This is a genomic window from Bacillus sp. FJAT-42315, assembly GCF_002797375.1.
In the GTDB taxonomy this organism is placed as follows: Bacteria; Bacillota; Bacilli; order Bacillales; family Domibacillaceae; genus Bacillus_CE.
This window is the reverse complement of record NZ_KZ454941.1, coordinates 900788-917225: the sequence shown is the minus strand read 5'-3', so window position 1 is coordinate 917225 and position 16438 is coordinate 900788. Positions and strand designations below refer to the sequence as shown.

The window sequence follows — 16438 nt, the reverse complement described above, 5'->3', positions numbered from 1 at the left end:
GTTAAGATGGGTCGCTGTTTTCATCCACTACTTTTTATTTCACCTTTTTCAACATTAACACATCCGCTTTTGTCTCGATCATTTCTTCTGCTAAAACGGTGAATTTTGCATCGACTTTATCGATTTTTTCTTCTACCACCGTTAACCTTGCTTCCACTGCATCAATTCTTTCTGTCAATCGTTGCTCCATGGCTTTCATTTGATCAGATAGCTCCATAATCGCTTGTAGGATGGCGGCTGCATCGATGGATGGGCTCATACTTCAATTCCTCCTTCTCTGTTTCACTGATATCTATGTTGACAACGTCTAAATGGCTAGTTTCAATTTCCCCTTCATTATAACACGCTTTTACACGAAACAACAAGAACAAACGTTCGTTTTAAAATAACAAATAAAGGGAATGCTAATACATTCCCTTCGCTTCCACTATTCTTTTAAATCCTCAATCGAATCAATGTCCATGTAAGTAGGAACGGTTAGACCGATCTTAACGTTTTCCATACTTACGCCGATGTCTTCAAATTTGCCTTCATATTTTTCCACATATGTTTTGTGGGTAACTGGTAGCCAAGCGGAAAGCATCGCATCCGCACTGCCATCAGCGACCGCTGTCCACATCGGCCCTGCTTCTACTTGTGTCAGCTTTACTTTGTACCCAACGTCTTCTAATACTTTTTTCATGACATAATGACTAGCCATCGCGCTATCCCAAGCAACATAAACGAATTCGATTTCATCGCCTTTCACCTTCTCGACACCTTTCGTCCATGCGTCCACTTTATCTTTATTCGCTTCTACCCATTTAGCTGCCGCCTCTTCTGGTTTGTCACCTTTTTGAATATCAACCATGACCGCTCCCATATCAGCATCTTCCCATTTAAATTGTTGAAGCACTTGATAAGCTTGCGGCATATCCTCTTTCAACCCAACACGGCCAATCGAATGAATCTCTTCCGCTCCGCCATATGAACCTTTAGGATCCTCTAAATATTTCAAATCATATTCAGAAAACATCCAGTGTGGGTTCCAGCCTGTTACAATGATCGGCTCTTGTTTGTCATATGCTTTTTTCAAGGCTGCTGTCATTGCCGCACTAGAACCTGATATGACACTCCAATCATCTAACTTATAATCTTTAATCGCACGATCCGTCGCTTCCATAATACCAGCCCCTGGATCAATGCCCGTAATTTTATAATCTAGGCTTTCACCAACACTTGTGCTGTTCCCACTATTTTCACTATTGCCATCTTTCACTTCCGTCTCACTATTACACCCCGCAAGCCCCATCGCTAAAATGGCTGCGCTACTAAAACCGATAATTTTTTTAATCAAGATACTTTGCTCCCTTCATTTTGCTTCCCAATATTTTGTGTCATTCGATCTAAGGCAATTGCTAAAATCACGATCGCAATTCCTGCTTCAAAGCCGACCCCAATTTTCAGCTGAGTAACCGCTCGATATACTTCTTCTCCTAGCCCCGGCGCTCCGACCATCGAGGCGATCACGACCATCGAAAGTGCAAGCATAATGCTTTGATTAATCCCCGCCATGATCGTTGGCATCGCAAGTGGAAGTTGTACTTTCATTAAACGCTGACTCGTCGTCGAGCCAAATGCTTCCGTCGCTTCAATTAAATCATTCGGCACTTGACGAATCCCTAAGATCGTTAACCGAATCGTCGGTGGCATCGAAAAGATCACTGAGGCGACGACACCAGGGACAACCCCAATATTAAAGAAAAAGATCGCCGGTAATAAATAAACAAAGGCCGGCATCGTTTGCATAAAGTCAAGTAATGGAGTGACGATTCTTCTTACACTGTCTTTTTGTGAAGCTAGAATCCCGACTGGAATGCCCACAACAATGGAAATGATAACGGACGTTAAGACGAGAGCCAACGTTTGGAGCATCGCATCCCAATAACCTAAATAATCAATGATAAGAAAACCGATAATAGAAAATATTGCGACATTTCTATTTGAAACAAACCAAGCAACCCCTCCGATAATCAAGGCAAGAAGAATCGCTGGCACAGCTCCAAACCCTGTTACCATCCCTTCAACCATTTGTTCAAGCCCGTTGGAAATTCCTTCAAATAATCCACCGAATTGACTAACGAGCCAATCAACCAACTCATCAATCCAATCTGCTAACGGTATTCTCGGTAATTCACTCACTTAATCCACCTTCTTTAATCCGTCTGGCTTATATTCATCTAGATCGTTAATATACACATCATTTCCGGCCAATGCGCCAATTAAAGCTCCTTGAATGACGATTCCTTGCATGCGATGAGCGTCATCGACAACAGCTATTGGAACAGACGACATCGACACTAAATGAAATAAATCGACTAAGCGTGTTTCTGGTGCGACCGTTGAAATTTCTCGACTGAGCACTTGTTCGAGCGTTTTCCCTGTTTCTACCGCTTCTTTCGCTGCTTGAGCCGTAACTGCTCCTAATAAATGATTTTGTTTATCGACAACATAGATAGAGGAAATTTTAAAATTTTTCATTAACGTCAGAGCCACTCTTGCTCCTTTATCGATTTGGACTGTTTCCGCTGGCTTCATAATATGTGCAGCTGTGAATACTTTCGATAAATCGACATCCTCCACAAACTTCTCCACATATTCATTCGATGGGTTCATTAATATTTCTTCCGGCGTGCCGATTTGTACCACTTGCCCATCCTTCATTAACGCAATGCGATCACCAATTCGGAGCGCTTCATCTAAGTCATGGGTAATAAAAATAATCGTTTTCCCCATCGAATCATGCAATTGAAGCAACTCGTTCTGCATGTCCTTGCGGATGAGCGGATCTAAGGCACTGAAGGCTTCATCCATCAGTAAAATATCTGGCTCATTCGCAAGTGCACGCGCAAGTCCGACCCTTTGCTGCATCCCTCCACTCAGCTGCTTCGGATATTGTGCTTCATATCCTTCTAAACCAACGAGTTTCAGCGCTTCTTTCGCTTTTTGCTGCCTTGTTCCTTTATCCACCCCTTGAATCTCCAATCCATATTCCGTATTACTAAGAACCGTTCGGTGTGGAAATAGCGCAAAATTTTGAAAGACCATCCCCATCTTCTGTCTTCTTACTTGACGCAACTGTTCTTTGTTCATCTTCATCACATCTTGCCCATCAATCAGAATCTGGCCTGTCGATGGCTCAATCAATCGATTCAACAAACGAACGAGCGTCGATTTCCCACTTCCGGAAAGTCCCATAATAACAAAGATCTCTCCATCGTAAATATCAAAGTTCGCCTGATTAACACCGACTGTTGCACCCGTTGCTTTCAAAATCTCCTGTTTCGACTTACCCTCTTGCAAAAGCTGTGTCGCTTTTTTCACATGCTTCCCAAATACTTTCGTCACATGCTTCACTTCCACTTTCTTCACTTGTGCTTCATTCATCCTCTCACCTCTCATTACCTTTTTTGTCAATACTATTCTATTGTAATAAACTTCACGTTTTTGACACAAACGGCATAAAACGTGATCTCCGCTTCGTACACTTTGTAAAGTTAAAACTGCACGAATAAAACAGTGCATATCCTTAAAATTAATCGAATTTTCTCTATTTTCCTGCAATATCCTCCCTGTTCACTTGAAGCTATGTTATTCACATCTATAAAAAAATCCAGCAAACAATCGCTTGTCTGCTGGATTTTTTGCCATAATCACATATCATGCACTAAGTTATTCGCCCATTTTTGGGAACGATATCGGAAATAGCCAATGAATGCTTTGGAAACTTCCTCAAAGGCAAATAATAAGTAGACGATTTCAATAGGCCATTCGAACACGTAAGCACCTAAAAACACTAAAGGTAACGCCACAAACCACGTAGTGAAAATAATCAATTTCATTGTATACAAATTGTCACCACCAGGTCTAAATACACCAATAATCCAAACATTATTTAGAAAATTCGTCACCAATAATAAAGCTTGAATGTACAATACATTGCTTAAAGAGTCTTTCACTTCTTGACTCACATTTTGAAACAAACCGATAATCACTGGATTTAACACGATCATTAGTAACCCGAACACCATCGCTGAATAAATCGTGATTTTTGTAAATTTCGACGCATAGATCACAGCCTCACTAGGATCTTCCTTGCTTAATTTTTTGCCAATCATTACTCTCGAGGCAAAAGCAAAACCAGAAACCCCCGTCCGGAAAAAGGTATCAAACGTACGTGCCAATTGATACGTAGCTAAAGCATTCACGCCCATATGTCCAAACGCAACCGCATATAACATATTTCCCATCGACCATAACCCTTCATGGAACACTAACGGTGTCGTTTTACTCAAGATCGTTTTAGCAAATTTCCAATCAATCGCAAAAATATGTTTCAATGATACGTTGACATAATACTTTTTCAAATAAATCACACCGACTAACAGCAGTGTGGAAATCAAAGTGGAAATGAGCGTCGCTAAAGCCGCTCCTTTTACCCCGTACGCCGGAAAGCCGAAATGCCCATAAATCAGCATATAATTCAATAGCGTATTGATAACCATCCCGATGATCCCTGTGTACACTATTAATTTCATTTTTCCAATCGCACCTAAAGCATTCGCAAACGAATCTTTAAACGCATTTAACATATACACATACACGATAATCGAAACATATTGCAAACCGTACACTAAAGCTTGTTCTTCCTTTAGAAAAACCGATAGTATCTCTTCTTTGAAAAGGACAACAATGGTAAAAGTGATCAACGAAACCGCTAAGCTAGAAAGCAACATTAACCCCATTGCTTTCTTCACATTCTCCATATCCCCTTTTCCGAAAAACTGCGTAATATAAACCGAAATCCCTTGAAGAGCGGATATAATCATCGTCAGAACAAAGGTAATTTGTCCAGCCGCGGCTACTGCCGCAATCGCAGAATCCCCCATTCCTCCAATCATTAACGTATCAATTAAAGCAAACGAATCTCCGATCACCTTCTGAATAATAAAAGGGATCACTAATACTTTGACATCTTGATTAAATTCCCTATTTAAACTATTCACAATTCCTCCTACAACGATTAACGAATGTTCACTTTCAAAATAATAAACGAGGATTATTAACAGTGGATGACTTAAAAGTAAAAAGTCATTATCATTTTGTTAATTGAATCGGTTGAATTGGGCAAATACAAAAGCGAAGTGATAGCTACCTCCTATCTCGCATATAATGCGATATTGAATCTTCATAGGTGGTGACGGGGTGAAAAAGAAAGCAATTGTGTTCGGTGGGGGGATTGCAGGATTGAGTGCGGCACATGAGTTAATCGAGCGGGGATTTGATGTGACAATTTATGAGGCAAAGTCCATTCCAGGTGGAAAGGCTCGGTCCGTCTCAGTGCCTCATTCGGCAACGGACGGAAACAAAGAGCTTCCTGGCGAGCATGGCTTTCGTTTTTTCCCGGGCTTTTATCAGCATGTAATTCATACGATGAAAAGAATTCCTGTCGATAAAAAGAAAACAGTATATCACCACTTAGTAAATGCCAAGGAAATGGGGCTCGCTCGTTTCGACAAACCGCTTGTCCCCTTTGCTCTAGGGTTTCCAAAGTCATTCGTTCATTTAAGAACGAATATGAAATCTTTATTTCAAACAAACTGGAGACTTTCTGGTCACGATCTCGATTTTCTCGTAGAACGAGTGTGGCAAGTGGTGACTAGCTGCCCTGAAAGGAGAAACAAAGAGTACGAATCGATCAGCTGGTGGGATTATGTTGAAGCTGATCACAAATCCGAAGCTTTTCAAAAAATAGTTGAAGGCATGACGCGATCCCTCGTGGCTGCTAAAGCGAGAGAAGCGAGCTTAAAAACGATTGGCAACGTGTTTTCACAACTGCTGTTAGACTTGATGCTTCCTGGACCTCCTAGTGACCGATTGTTAAATGGACCGACCAATGATCAATGGATCACCCCTTGGCTAACCCATTTAAGAAAAAAAGGCGTACGCTTTGTCGCCGATGCTAAGTGCGTAAAGATAGAATGTGAACAACAAAGGATTAGCCACGTTATCGTTCAACACCTCGGTCGCCAATCAACCGTCAAGGGAGACTATTTTCTTTTCGCCTTACCGATCGAAACGATGGAAACATTAGTCACTCCTGAAATGATCGAGCTTGATCCTAAATTACAAGGAATGAAACAACTAGCGCAAAGTGTCGGCTGGATGAATGGCGTTCAATTTTATGTAAAACGAGACATTCCTATTATTAACGGTCATATTTTATGCATCGATGCGCCTTGGGCATTAACACTCATTTCGCAAAAACAATTTTGGCCTTCGACGAATTTACAAACATACGGTGACGGCACGGTGAAAGGAATTATCTCCGTTTGCGTGTCCGAGTGGCACAGGCCCGGCATCCTCTATGGGAAAACAGCCGCGCAATGTACAGAAGCAGAGATTAAAAAAGAAGTTTGGGCTCAATTAAAACGAAGCTTGAACACCGGAAACACGATTCTTCACGATAAAGACCTTCACTCTAGTTTTATCGATCCAGACATGACGTTAAAGCCGCCTCACAGTAAAAATCATTCACCGCTGTTAGTGAATAATGTGAACACATGGAAGCTCAGACCTGACGCAACGACACGCATAAAAAACTTATTTCTCGCCTCTGACTATGTGCGAACAAATACTGATTTAGCCTCGATGGAAGCATCAAACGAGGCGGCTCGCCGTGCAGTCAATGGTATTATTGATGCTTCTCAATCAAGAACACGCAAATGCAAACTATGGGAGATGTATACGTTTGACCTTCTCACCCCATGGCATGTTCACGATCAACACCGCTTTCACCAGGGGCTCCCTTGGGACGGAAGATGTTCGATGATGAAACGAATCTTATCCACAGCCAAGTATGTTCCCTGGTTATATATGAAGAAGATTTTCTGAATCCTATCATCTATTTCCATGTACAACTATCACCTCTCGTTGGCTGGAGACTAGTACGTGTATTCAAATAACAAGCCGCTCCTTAAAAGGAGCGGCTTGTTCTATATATATTAATCGACAAAACTCGGGGAGTGACAGGCACTTGTCGAAGAAGAATACCACTCGACCACTTCATGAGCTTTCAATGGCTTGGAGTAGTAGTAGCCTTGAATGACAGGCGAGTTACATGTAGTTGTTAAGTAGTCAACTTGTTCTTTCGTTTCTACCCCTTCTATGACGACTTTGAGTTTCAGTGATTCTCCTAGTGAGATAATCGATTGAATGATCGCCGAATCTTTTTCTGACTGAGGTACACCATCTACAAAGGATTTATCAATCTTCAACGTAGAGATAGGGATTTTCTTTAAATAAGAGAGCGAAGAGACTCCTGTACCAAAATCATCTAACGCGACACCGAATCCTTTTTCTCGAAATTGATTAACCGCTTCAATCGCGCCATCAATCGTTTTCACAAAGCTTGTTTCGGTAATTTCGAGCTCTAAATATTTCGGATCAACCCCATAAAAACCCGTTCGATCTACAACATTATGTAACAGTCGAGGAGAAGTGACATAGTTTCCTGGAATATTGACCGCCACTAGCCAGTCATGCTCCTTGTTTGTTTGCCACGCTTGCAGCTGCTGGCACACTTGATCAATGATCCAATCCGTCACATCCATCATCTTGTTATTTTTTTCTAAAATCGGAATAAAGACCGCTGGCGAGAGAAATCCATGCTCCGGATGCTCCCAGCGAAGCAGCGCTTCGACACCAACCATTTTCTTTAACGCCGTTGACACTTTCGGCTGGTAAACAACATACAGCTCATTCTCCGCCATCGCTCGTTCCACATCGGCAATAAGCGATTGAGCAAACGACTGGGTGTGAATGGTCGGGTTATAGCGAACGATCTCATGCTGAAATTGAATCGTTGGATGATTCAACACAGCTATCACTCGTGAATACAAATCAGCCGACTGATCGTCGACATCAATTGTTGAAAAAGCGCAAACCGTTTCCAGCTTCACTTGCTGCTCTTTCACAAGGAGCGGCTGCTTCAACAGCTCAGCTGTCTTCTCCATTGCCTCTTGCAACACACGCCCTTCTTTTGGATCACGCGCCACATAAGCAAACCGATGTCCATCTAACCGATACAAATCAGCCAAAGGCGGCTGCGTCGATTTCAACAAGCGGCTCGTCTCTTTAATCACTTCATCAACAAACGTATATCCATTTGCTCGATTCAATGACTCTAAATCATGTAAATGCCACACCGCTAACACATCGTAAGAAAGATTCTCCACATTTTTCTCAAATAGACGGCGATTCGGTAGTCTCGTTAATGAATCAAAGTAACGCAATTGATGGGCTACATAACGATCTAACACACTCGAAACTAACAACAAACCGAATAATAAAGCCATACTCACCGCCACACTCTTAGCTAAAAAGGAGACATCCATCGAATGAGCCATGCCTTCCATTAACGACTGATTAACCGGCACATAAAATGTCACCGCAGCCATCCCTATAAAATGCATACTCGAAACAGCTAACCCTAATATTAACGCAATCACTACTCGAATGGAAAAGCGTTCCGTTTGATGTTGAAGAATAGTAAATACATACAATGCTACACAAGAAACAACCACCGCAATCACAACAGAAAGAGCAAATAACCCAAAATGATAACTATAAATAACTCCATCCATTTTCATCGCTGCCATGCCAACATAATGCATGGCGGAAATTCCTGTCCCCATCACAAGACCCGCAATTAAATAAGAAGTCTTTGTACGCCTTGAACGGCTAGAGAAATAGAAAGCAAGAAAAGAAGCAATCATCGCTGGAACGACCGAAATAAACGTAAGCATACGATCATAATGCATGTGGACAGGCAATGATAATGCACTCATCCCAACAAAATGCATCGACCAAATCCCGATCCCCATCGAAATAGCTGCAAGCACCAACCACAAATTTTGATGAAAGAAACTACTCTTACGCGAGCGCTCATTCATACTTAACGCAGTATAAGCGGCCGCCCACGCAATTAAAACCGAAAGAGCAACTATTGGGATCGAATACTCCCCTTGAAGAACTTCATATTGAGCTATAGAAGGCGATGAAAACATACTTTTCCTCTCTTTTCCGACAAAATTCGGGGAGTGATAGGCACCCCATCTATGCCATTCTACCCTTTTTCATGCATTATCGACAATATGAATATGTAATATGTCAAAATTTCTTCTTTAAATAGGAAAATAGCCCTTCCCATCAGGAAAAGGCTATCGAACTATCCTCGGTGAAAAGACCCAAACACTTCCACCGTCTCTGTCACATTAATAAACGCATCCGGATCGGCCTCATGAATCATTTGCCTCACGTTACTTAACTGATAACGCGTAATTACCGTCATCAGCACCGCACGCTCCTCACCCGAATACGCGCCAACACCTGGCATTACCGTCACACCGCGATACACATTCGAAAGCAGCTTATCCTTCACCGCTTCCCCTTTCGCCGTCACCACCGTCACCGTCAACTTAATATGGTTCGTATGGATCGCATCGACCACTTTCCCCGTCGCATAAATCGCCAACATCGTATACAACGCCGCATCCCAAGTAAAAATAAACCCAGACGCCGCCACAACAATTCCATTCATCGCCGACAACAACGCGCCAAGCGGAAAGTCCTTCTTCTTCGTCAACAACATCGCAATAATATCAAAGCCGCCTGACGACCCCGATGCCCGAAAAATCAAACCAATCCCAAGCCCCGTCAACACCCCGCCAAACAACGAGGACAACACCGGCTCAGTCGACACTTGATAAATCGGAATCACATACAAACTTAAAGAAATCATCACAACCGAAAAAATCGTATAATAAATAAACTGCTTCCCAAGCTTCCTCACACCAAGCAACAACAAAGGAAGATTTAATAAAAAATTAATCACACCCGTATTCAAAGGCGTGATCAACCCAAACATAATCGCAATCCCACTCAACCCACTACTCAAAATCTCATGCGGAATCAAAAAGAAATTATAAGCAAATCCCACAATAGCCGAACCAATCGCCATCACCAATAAGTTCAAACGCCTTTCCCCCTTTACACACATACCACTACTTATTTTGTTCATTATAAGGGAAAGACAACCTCTCAAGTAAAATTAAGTTTTTTCTGAAATATCGGAAAAGCACCTATGCAAATGGACGAAAAAAGACTCATACCGACTCCTTACCATAAATCGCTTGCTCCGCTCCAAAGCGCCTCACCCTTCGCTCCAGTCGCATCCCCACTCGTTCTAACAACCGGCAAGAAGCGAGATTCGCCATTTGAGTTTCCGCTACAACCTTGCCACACTTCAACTCACATAACCCATACTGAATCACCGCACACACCACTTCCGTCGCATAACCGCTTTCCCACCAACTCGGCAACAACTGATAAGAAAGCTCCAGATCTTCTCCATCATGATGACGATCAAGCGACACAAGCCCAATAAAATCATCCGTCCCTTTCTCTCTCACCACCCAATAGAACGCCTCTTCCTCTGAGTGAATCATCTCATCCATGATCACTCCTATCGACTCTTCCCCGCGAACACCCCCAAGATACTTTCTCACTTCCTCATTTTGATATAACCGCTTCACATCCGCTGCATCCGCGCGCTGAATCAAACAAAGCTCACATCTCTCCGTTTTCAATATCATTCCTCAGTCCTTTCCGGCAAACATCCGCTCCAGCATCTCAAACACCGGCCAATTCTTCACCCAAACTAACAACCTCACAAAATGAAACGGCTCCACCAACACGACAAGCAGCAACACCCCGAAGAAAATCGCTACTGCCACCCACTTCAACCAACCTATATCCCCATTTCGAAATGCCCCAACACTCACCAACATCCCAGCACCCAAAAACACCAACCCAAGCGCAAACACATACTCCACAAAATTCTCAAGAACAAACGACACCCCAACAAACATCGCACCAATTAACGAAAAAACAAATGAAGACAGACTGTAGATTTGCATGGTGGCTCCTTTCCTCACATTCTCATGTAATTTCTAGTACAGTTCCTGTTTTATAGTTCAGGAGTTTCCTTACTACCTCATCGATGGAAATCCGTTTGAGGCTCCTTTTGCTTGATTATACCAATTTCGGGTGAAAAGAAGCCACATTGAGTGAAATAGCTTAGTTAGATGTTTGTTAGTGACTCTTTTATTAGACGAGCTTTCTGATTTTGAGTTTTTTCTAATGAACTAGTTATGTATTCTACATATTAACAAATCCGAAAAGCCATTTTATTGAAGTGGTTTTAATTTTTTATGATTGAAAAAATGTTATACTTAAAAGGATAAAGTTTTATTATTGGAACAGTAACATCTTAGTGAGGTGTAAGATAATTGAATATGAATAATGTCAAAACAACTAAAACGTCTGATCGTTCAGCTTTAGGTGTATTAACAGCCGGAACAAAACAACCTATGACTGAGCGAAAAAACGTTCATGTTGCTATGTTTAGCGGTGGAGCCTCTTCTGCATATATCGCTTATCATATCGTACAAAAATATGGGAAAGATAATTGTATACTGTTCTTTACAGATACATTATGGGAAGATGTTGATAATTATCGTTTTATGGAAGAAGTTGCTGAGTATATCGGGATGGAGATAACGACACGAATTGATGGTCGTACTCCTGAAGAAGTATTTCATGATGTTCGTTTCCTTGGAAATTCACGTATGGCAAAATGCTCTGAAGAATTAAAAGTTCGTCAAACGTTGATTTTTCTTGAAGAGCTGCGGGATGAGCATAATTTAGAACCAATTCTTTACTTTGGTATCGGGCCTCATGAACAGCATCGGGCAATTAACCTACAAAACTTTTATGAGCATAACCCGATTGAGCCAATCGAAACTCGTTTTCCAATGATCGAAACGTATAAAGAAGACTTAGATGCAAAAATAATTATTCGCGACGAGTGGAAAATAGATCTTCCACGCATGTACGGTCTTGGCTTTTCACATGCAAACTGTGCCGGACGTTGTGTACGTGGAGGCTTTGGACACTACGCACTTCTTTATAAAGTTTGGCCAGATCAATATGCGGAACAAGAGGCTATGGAAGAAAGATTCCGAGAAACATTTCAAAAAGATGTCTCTATTTTAAAAAGAAATGGAAAAGCTTTCACTCTTCGTGAGTATCGTGAGCTAATGGAACGTGACGGAGTTGAAAAATATTTAAATGAAAAAGATGACTCTATTCCATGCGTATGTTCTTATTCTTAAAAAAGTGCTGATTCCGAAATGGGAATCAGCACTTTTACTATTTTTCAATATCAGTTAAAATCTTGTATAAAATATATTTGACTTCATCAGGAGACATAGTTCTTCCACCTGCTTGAACAATTCTATTCAAATTATTATATACTGTTTTTCCTTTGACCGACATTTCAACTTCTTTTATTTTTAGAATCGTTTGATCGCCAGTTACAATTTTAACCACTGAAGATTCATCACTAATTTGAAGAAGCTGCTTTACACTCATAAAGAATGAGTCGTATGTAATGTCAGACCAGTCTTTTAACCGTACACCTACTGTTTTTTCAATTAAATATTCTAACCAGTCTTCTTGATTCTTCATGCTGTTCATAACCCCTAATAATACAGGATTATTACGTACCATCTCAATATTGATATCAAACCATCTCAACCATTCTTTTCTAGATGTTATTTTGAAAATTTCACCTATTGAAGCTTCTAGTTCATTGTAAGAACAATCTAAAAATTCTTCCATAGTTGTTTTCATTTCTGATAATTGTTCAATTTTGCTTCTGTCTCTCAGAATCTGCTCAATCCGATAAGCTGCTTCAAGCGGATCAGTTTCACTATGACGAATCGCTTCTTTGAACGCAATGATATCATTACATTGATTGTTAGTAATTTGTGTATAGCGCGGCAAACCTCTTAGCCAAGAAGTTAAAGAATCAAAGATTACTACTGGCTGAGTAGGTAGTTCATTTTGAAAAAACACTTCATTTAGAGCTTCTAACGTCTTAGTCGTCTCATCTGATAACTGATAAATTTCATATTCATAAAATTCTACTCGTTGCTCTAATATTTCATAAAGTAAATGAGCAGACATCTCTGTTACATAAAAATCATTTGCATAAAAAGCCATCTGGTTCCAGTAATCTTTTAATAATGCTACTGTTAATATTGGCACTAAGGGGGCACGCATTCCAAATGGTTCATTTAATAGTATATTATATAGATCTAAAATTTTTCCTCGCTCATTACTTTGAACATACTTAACTAATGCTTCTCTTAATCTGTGTAAGTTTTCATTTTTAAGAGCATGTAGATTACTTAAATCATATTGTTGATTTTTTAAAAGAGTTGCATAGATTAAATAGTCTGGACCAAAACCTTGAATTGAAAATTTCCCATCAAATTCTGGCTTCACTAACTGTTCTAAAATTGAAATAGCCGCCTTTTTTTGTACAGATGTGACTGTTTTTTTATTGAAGGCTTCGTTTCGAACTTCGAGTGTATAAGGGTATCTCTTGTACATCCATTTTGATAAAAAAGTTTCTAAAGATTGTTTAGATCCAAAGGGTTTAAGCTCTTCGCCATTAAAGAACCAAACTAACAAATCTGTATCAAATTGACTTAAAGGTAACAATAACTGTTCAATGTCATATCTTACATTTTCTATACGAAGTTCTACTTCGGATTTTAAATTCTCATCTTCTTGCATTACCTCTTTGTCATGCAAAATAGTATCTAGAATGACAAGCTCATCTACTTTTGAATGTAGTTCCTCTACATTTAGTTTCGGAATACAAAATAATATATTTTGTCTTTTCTCTTCTTTTAATCTAGTAATTAATGAGTGGTACTCATCAATATCGCGGTACATCAAATAAACAAGTGTTCCATCTCCGTTGATTTCTAACGTATCAAGTTGTTCTTTCCAGCTAAATTTAGCTTCGATATACCGAGTCATACTTTTTTCGCTATTATAAGCAAGCGGTAAATAATATTTATCATTAAATATACGATCGACATAGTTTAATCGTCTTGTATCACTAATAACGATCGAACTTTTGAACTCTTTAAAAATCGACTCGAACTCCACGATTGACCCACTGAAAAGTTCATAAGAAGCTGAAAAACGATTATAACGTATTAACTTGAACTCTATTAGTTGCTCAATCGCAGCACTAACAATCTTTTCTGACAACCCTAAAGCGAATGATAGAAATGAAGAATTTATTGAAAACGGTCTATTAATAATATTTAAAAGGGTAACTAATTTCACAAGCCTTTTTGCTTCTTCACTTAATTGATATGTCATAGCTAAACGATAAAACTTCAAATCTTCAATTAAGTAAAAGGCAGACTCGTCAGGATAAAAATAGTCAAATAAGCGATCTGCATAATACCAAGTCGTACTAAAAAGATCTTCATCTAAATGCGTTAAAAACGTATACAAGGTCCGATCATTTTGTCCAAGTACATTTGATAACACAGGCAACAGCCGGATGGCTAAAGGATGAATAGGTTGACATCCTTCTAAAATGGCACCATCAATTTCTGAAGGGCTCATTTCAGGAAATAAATTATACTTAATAATATCTCCTTTTAATTCATCTATATCTTTATATAGAAAAAGATTCCCACTATTCTCTCTTCGTACAGATTCTAGTATTTTAAACGCCGAGCGGAAAAATACAGCTGGATCACTTTCAAGGCGATGATCTTGAAATCTCTTCTCAACACGTTCAAGTTCTGATTTTGACAAACTATTATTTGCTGAAGCATATTGTTTTAACCCTGTATGAGTAATGAATAACAATCCCATATTATGAACACGATTAGCCATCTCAGCTAAATCCTGCATACTTTGCATCGTTTGATAAATAGCTGCTTGGTTAACTGTTTGGAGAAAGCGCCCAAATTCATCGTAAACAATAAACAAACCAACTTTTTTACTGTTTAACTGTTTTAAAATGTGATCAATTTGCTCTGAAAAAGTTGAATCTGCTTCGCTTATAAAAGTTGCTCCAGAAGTCAAATGAGGATACATTTTCTTAAACTCAATGATAAGCTCCTCATCCCCAGCTTTGATCTTTTTAAGCATCTCTTCCAGTGAAATATCTATTCTATGACAATATTCTTCTAAGTGTTTATACGTAAACTTATATTCTCTTTGCCATAATGCTACGGTCTTTAATATTTGTTCACTATCTCCTTTTAATGAAATAGTGATGTCTTGCTTTTTTAAGTTACTTAAAATCGAATCAAGAATTATTTTTTCGAAATCTCCACTTTTCCCTGTGATGGCAATCGGAATCCATCTCATCTTCTTTAATTCCAAATTAGAAGTAATATTTTTCAAAAAATCAGGACTAACAGTAGATACATTATCTAAGAAACTCTTAACATCTTTACTCTTCTTTCTAGCAGATAAAAGTGATGTTATTAGAGCTCCAACCATTGATTTTCCAGCTCCATAAGGGCCTATTAATAAATGAGAATGCCTTTGGTCATCAAGTACCCCCGATAACACCTTTTCTATAATATCGAGCTGGTTCAAGTTTGGTACAAATTGATCGAAGAGCTCGGCTTTTCCTATGTCGTAAACTATATTTATACTTGGCTGAAACCTGCTCATTATAATACCTCTTCCTCATAAATCTTTTCAATTTGAACATATAAGTCTGTTTTCTCTTTTAATCTGACAACATCTAGGCGGTTTGTTCTTGTAAATACGATGGGATAATCTTTTTGTAATTCTTCTATTATTTCCACAACCGTACTTCTTGAAAGATTAAATACCTTCCCCCATAATTCAGGAGCATTAGTCAAATCATTTATATCTACTTCAAACACATTATGCTTGTGCATATAAGCCAACAACGTGACAAAAAACAGTTCAAAATGATTACAATCAACTAGTGGCATTTTCGTGTATGAACTTCTAATGGTTTGAGTTAACAAGCCTAATTCTTCAAAAGGACTTCGAATAACGTCTTCAGGAGTTGCATTTTCAAATCTTTTTATAGTATATGTTTGAAACAAACAATCTATATCCCTGCGCAAAGAGTTGGTTGATACTGATCTCTTGATGTTCGTTTTCACCCAATTTTCTAACGCTTCTAACACGCTTGTTTTATCAAACACATCTTCCTTATAAGAATTAAAAAACCAATACCAGGTTGTTGCAATGTCCTCATCAGTAACTAAAAAATAATGTAACAGTCCTTTAGTAAACGTTTTCTGAAGAAAAGGATCATACCTTTCAACTATTTTACCCATTTCCGTTAAATATTGTTCCGTTTTGGCTCCTCGTACATCTTTCACAACATTGGTTGCAATCATCCAATGCCGAACTGATTTAGCCATGTTTTTCCCAATGCCTAAACGTTCAAAATGGTCATCTTCGT

13 protein-coding genes are annotated in these 16438 nt (G+C 39.4%); 2 read left to right on the top strand and 11 right to left on the bottom strand.

Annotated elements, in window-relative coordinates; all coding sequences use genetic code 11:
- Nucleotides 1-34: 34 nt before the first annotated feature.
- The 5 genes from CEF22_RS04200 to CEF22_RS04180 all read right to left on the bottom strand — a co-directional run bounded on the left by CEF22_RS04200 (nucleotide 35) and on the right by CEF22_RS04180 (nucleotide 5045).
- A complete protein-coding gene (locus CEF22_RS04200) occupies nucleotides 35-259 on the bottom strand; it encodes a hypothetical protein (protein WP_100401893.1) in 225 nt (74 codons plus the stop codon).
- Nucleotides 260-427: 168 nt separating this feature from the next.
- Complete coding sequence (locus CEF22_RS04195; protein ID WP_100401892.1) at nucleotides 428-1336, bottom strand: glycine betaine ABC transporter substrate-binding protein; 909 nt, start codon at nucleotides 1334-1336, stop codon at nucleotides 428-430.
- Entirely contained in the window at nucleotides 1333-2181 is an 849-nt protein-coding gene (locus tag CEF22_RS04190; RefSeq protein WP_100401891.1) for an ABC transporter permease, read from the bottom strand. Before CEF22_RS04190 ends, CEF22_RS04195 begins: the two co-directional genes overlap by 4 nt.
- Complete coding sequence (locus CEF22_RS04185) at nucleotides 2182-3426, bottom strand: quaternary amine ABC transporter ATP-binding protein (protein ID WP_100401890.1); 1245 nt, start codon at nucleotides 3424-3426, stop codon at nucleotides 2182-2184.
- Between the two features lie 266 nt (nucleotides 3427-3692).
- A complete protein-coding gene (locus CEF22_RS04180; protein WP_157843163.1) occupies nucleotides 3693-5045 on the bottom strand; it encodes an MATE family efflux transporter in 1353 nt (450 codons plus the stop codon).
- Between the two features lie 199 nt (nucleotides 5046-5244).
- On the opposite strand from CEF22_RS04180, the gene CEF22_RS04175 reads away from it, so the two are divergent.
- A complete protein-coding gene (locus CEF22_RS04175) occupies nucleotides 5245-6933 on the top strand; it encodes a hydroxysqualene dehydroxylase (RefSeq protein ID WP_100401888.1) in 1689 nt (562 codons plus the stop codon).
- Nucleotides 6934-7043: 110 nt separating this feature from the next.
- Here the strand turns inward: CEF22_RS04175 and CEF22_RS04170 are convergent, their stop codons facing one another.
- The 4 genes from CEF22_RS04170 to CEF22_RS04155 all read right to left on the bottom strand — a co-directional run bounded on the left by CEF22_RS04170 (nucleotide 7044) and on the right by CEF22_RS04155 (nucleotide 11018).
- Nucleotides 7044-9107: a bifunctional diguanylate cyclase/phosphodiesterase gene (locus tag CEF22_RS04170; RefSeq protein ID WP_100401887.1), complete on the bottom strand. Its 2064-nt coding sequence runs from the start codon at nucleotides 9105-9107 to the stop codon at nucleotides 7044-7046.
- 161 nt (nucleotides 9108-9268) lie between these two features.
- Nucleotides 9269-10099 carry a YitT family protein gene (locus tag CEF22_RS04165; protein ID WP_100403904.1) on the bottom strand — a complete coding sequence of 277 codons (831 nt, stop codon included), beginning with the start codon at nucleotides 10097-10099 and terminating at the stop codon, nucleotides 9269-9271.
- A 106-nt stretch (nucleotides 10100-10205) separates the two neighbouring features.
- On the bottom strand, nucleotides 10206-10694 hold the full coding sequence (locus CEF22_RS04160) for a GNAT family N-acetyltransferase (protein WP_332849161.1): 489 nt from the start codon (nucleotides 10692-10694) through the stop codon (nucleotides 10206-10208).
- 3 nt (nucleotides 10695-10697) lie between these two features.
- On the bottom strand, nucleotides 10698-11018 hold the full coding sequence (locus CEF22_RS04155) for a hypothetical protein (RefSeq protein WP_100401886.1): 321 nt from the start codon (nucleotides 11016-11018) through the stop codon (nucleotides 10698-10700).
- Between the two features lie 378 nt (nucleotides 11019-11396).
- Between CEF22_RS04155 and CEF22_RS04150 the strand changes: the two genes are divergently transcribed.
- Nucleotides 11397-12275: a hypothetical protein gene (locus CEF22_RS04150; protein WP_232726171.1), complete on the top strand. Its 879-nt coding sequence runs from the start codon at nucleotides 11397-11399 to the stop codon at nucleotides 12273-12275.
- A gap of 37 nt (nucleotides 12276-12312) precedes the next feature.
- On the opposite strand, the gene CEF22_RS04145 is transcribed toward CEF22_RS04150, so the two are convergent.
- Both CEF22_RS04145 and CEF22_RS04140 read right to left on the bottom strand, forming a co-directional pair.
- Complete coding sequence (locus tag CEF22_RS04145) at nucleotides 12313-15666, bottom strand: hypothetical protein (RefSeq protein WP_100401885.1); 3354 nt, start codon at nucleotides 15664-15666, stop codon at nucleotides 12313-12315.
- The coding region (locus tag CEF22_RS04140; protein ID WP_198508021.1) for a DUF4007 family protein at nucleotides 15666-16438 on the bottom strand (773 nt) is incomplete at its 5' end. The genes CEF22_RS04145 and CEF22_RS04140, both read right to left, overlap by 1 nt.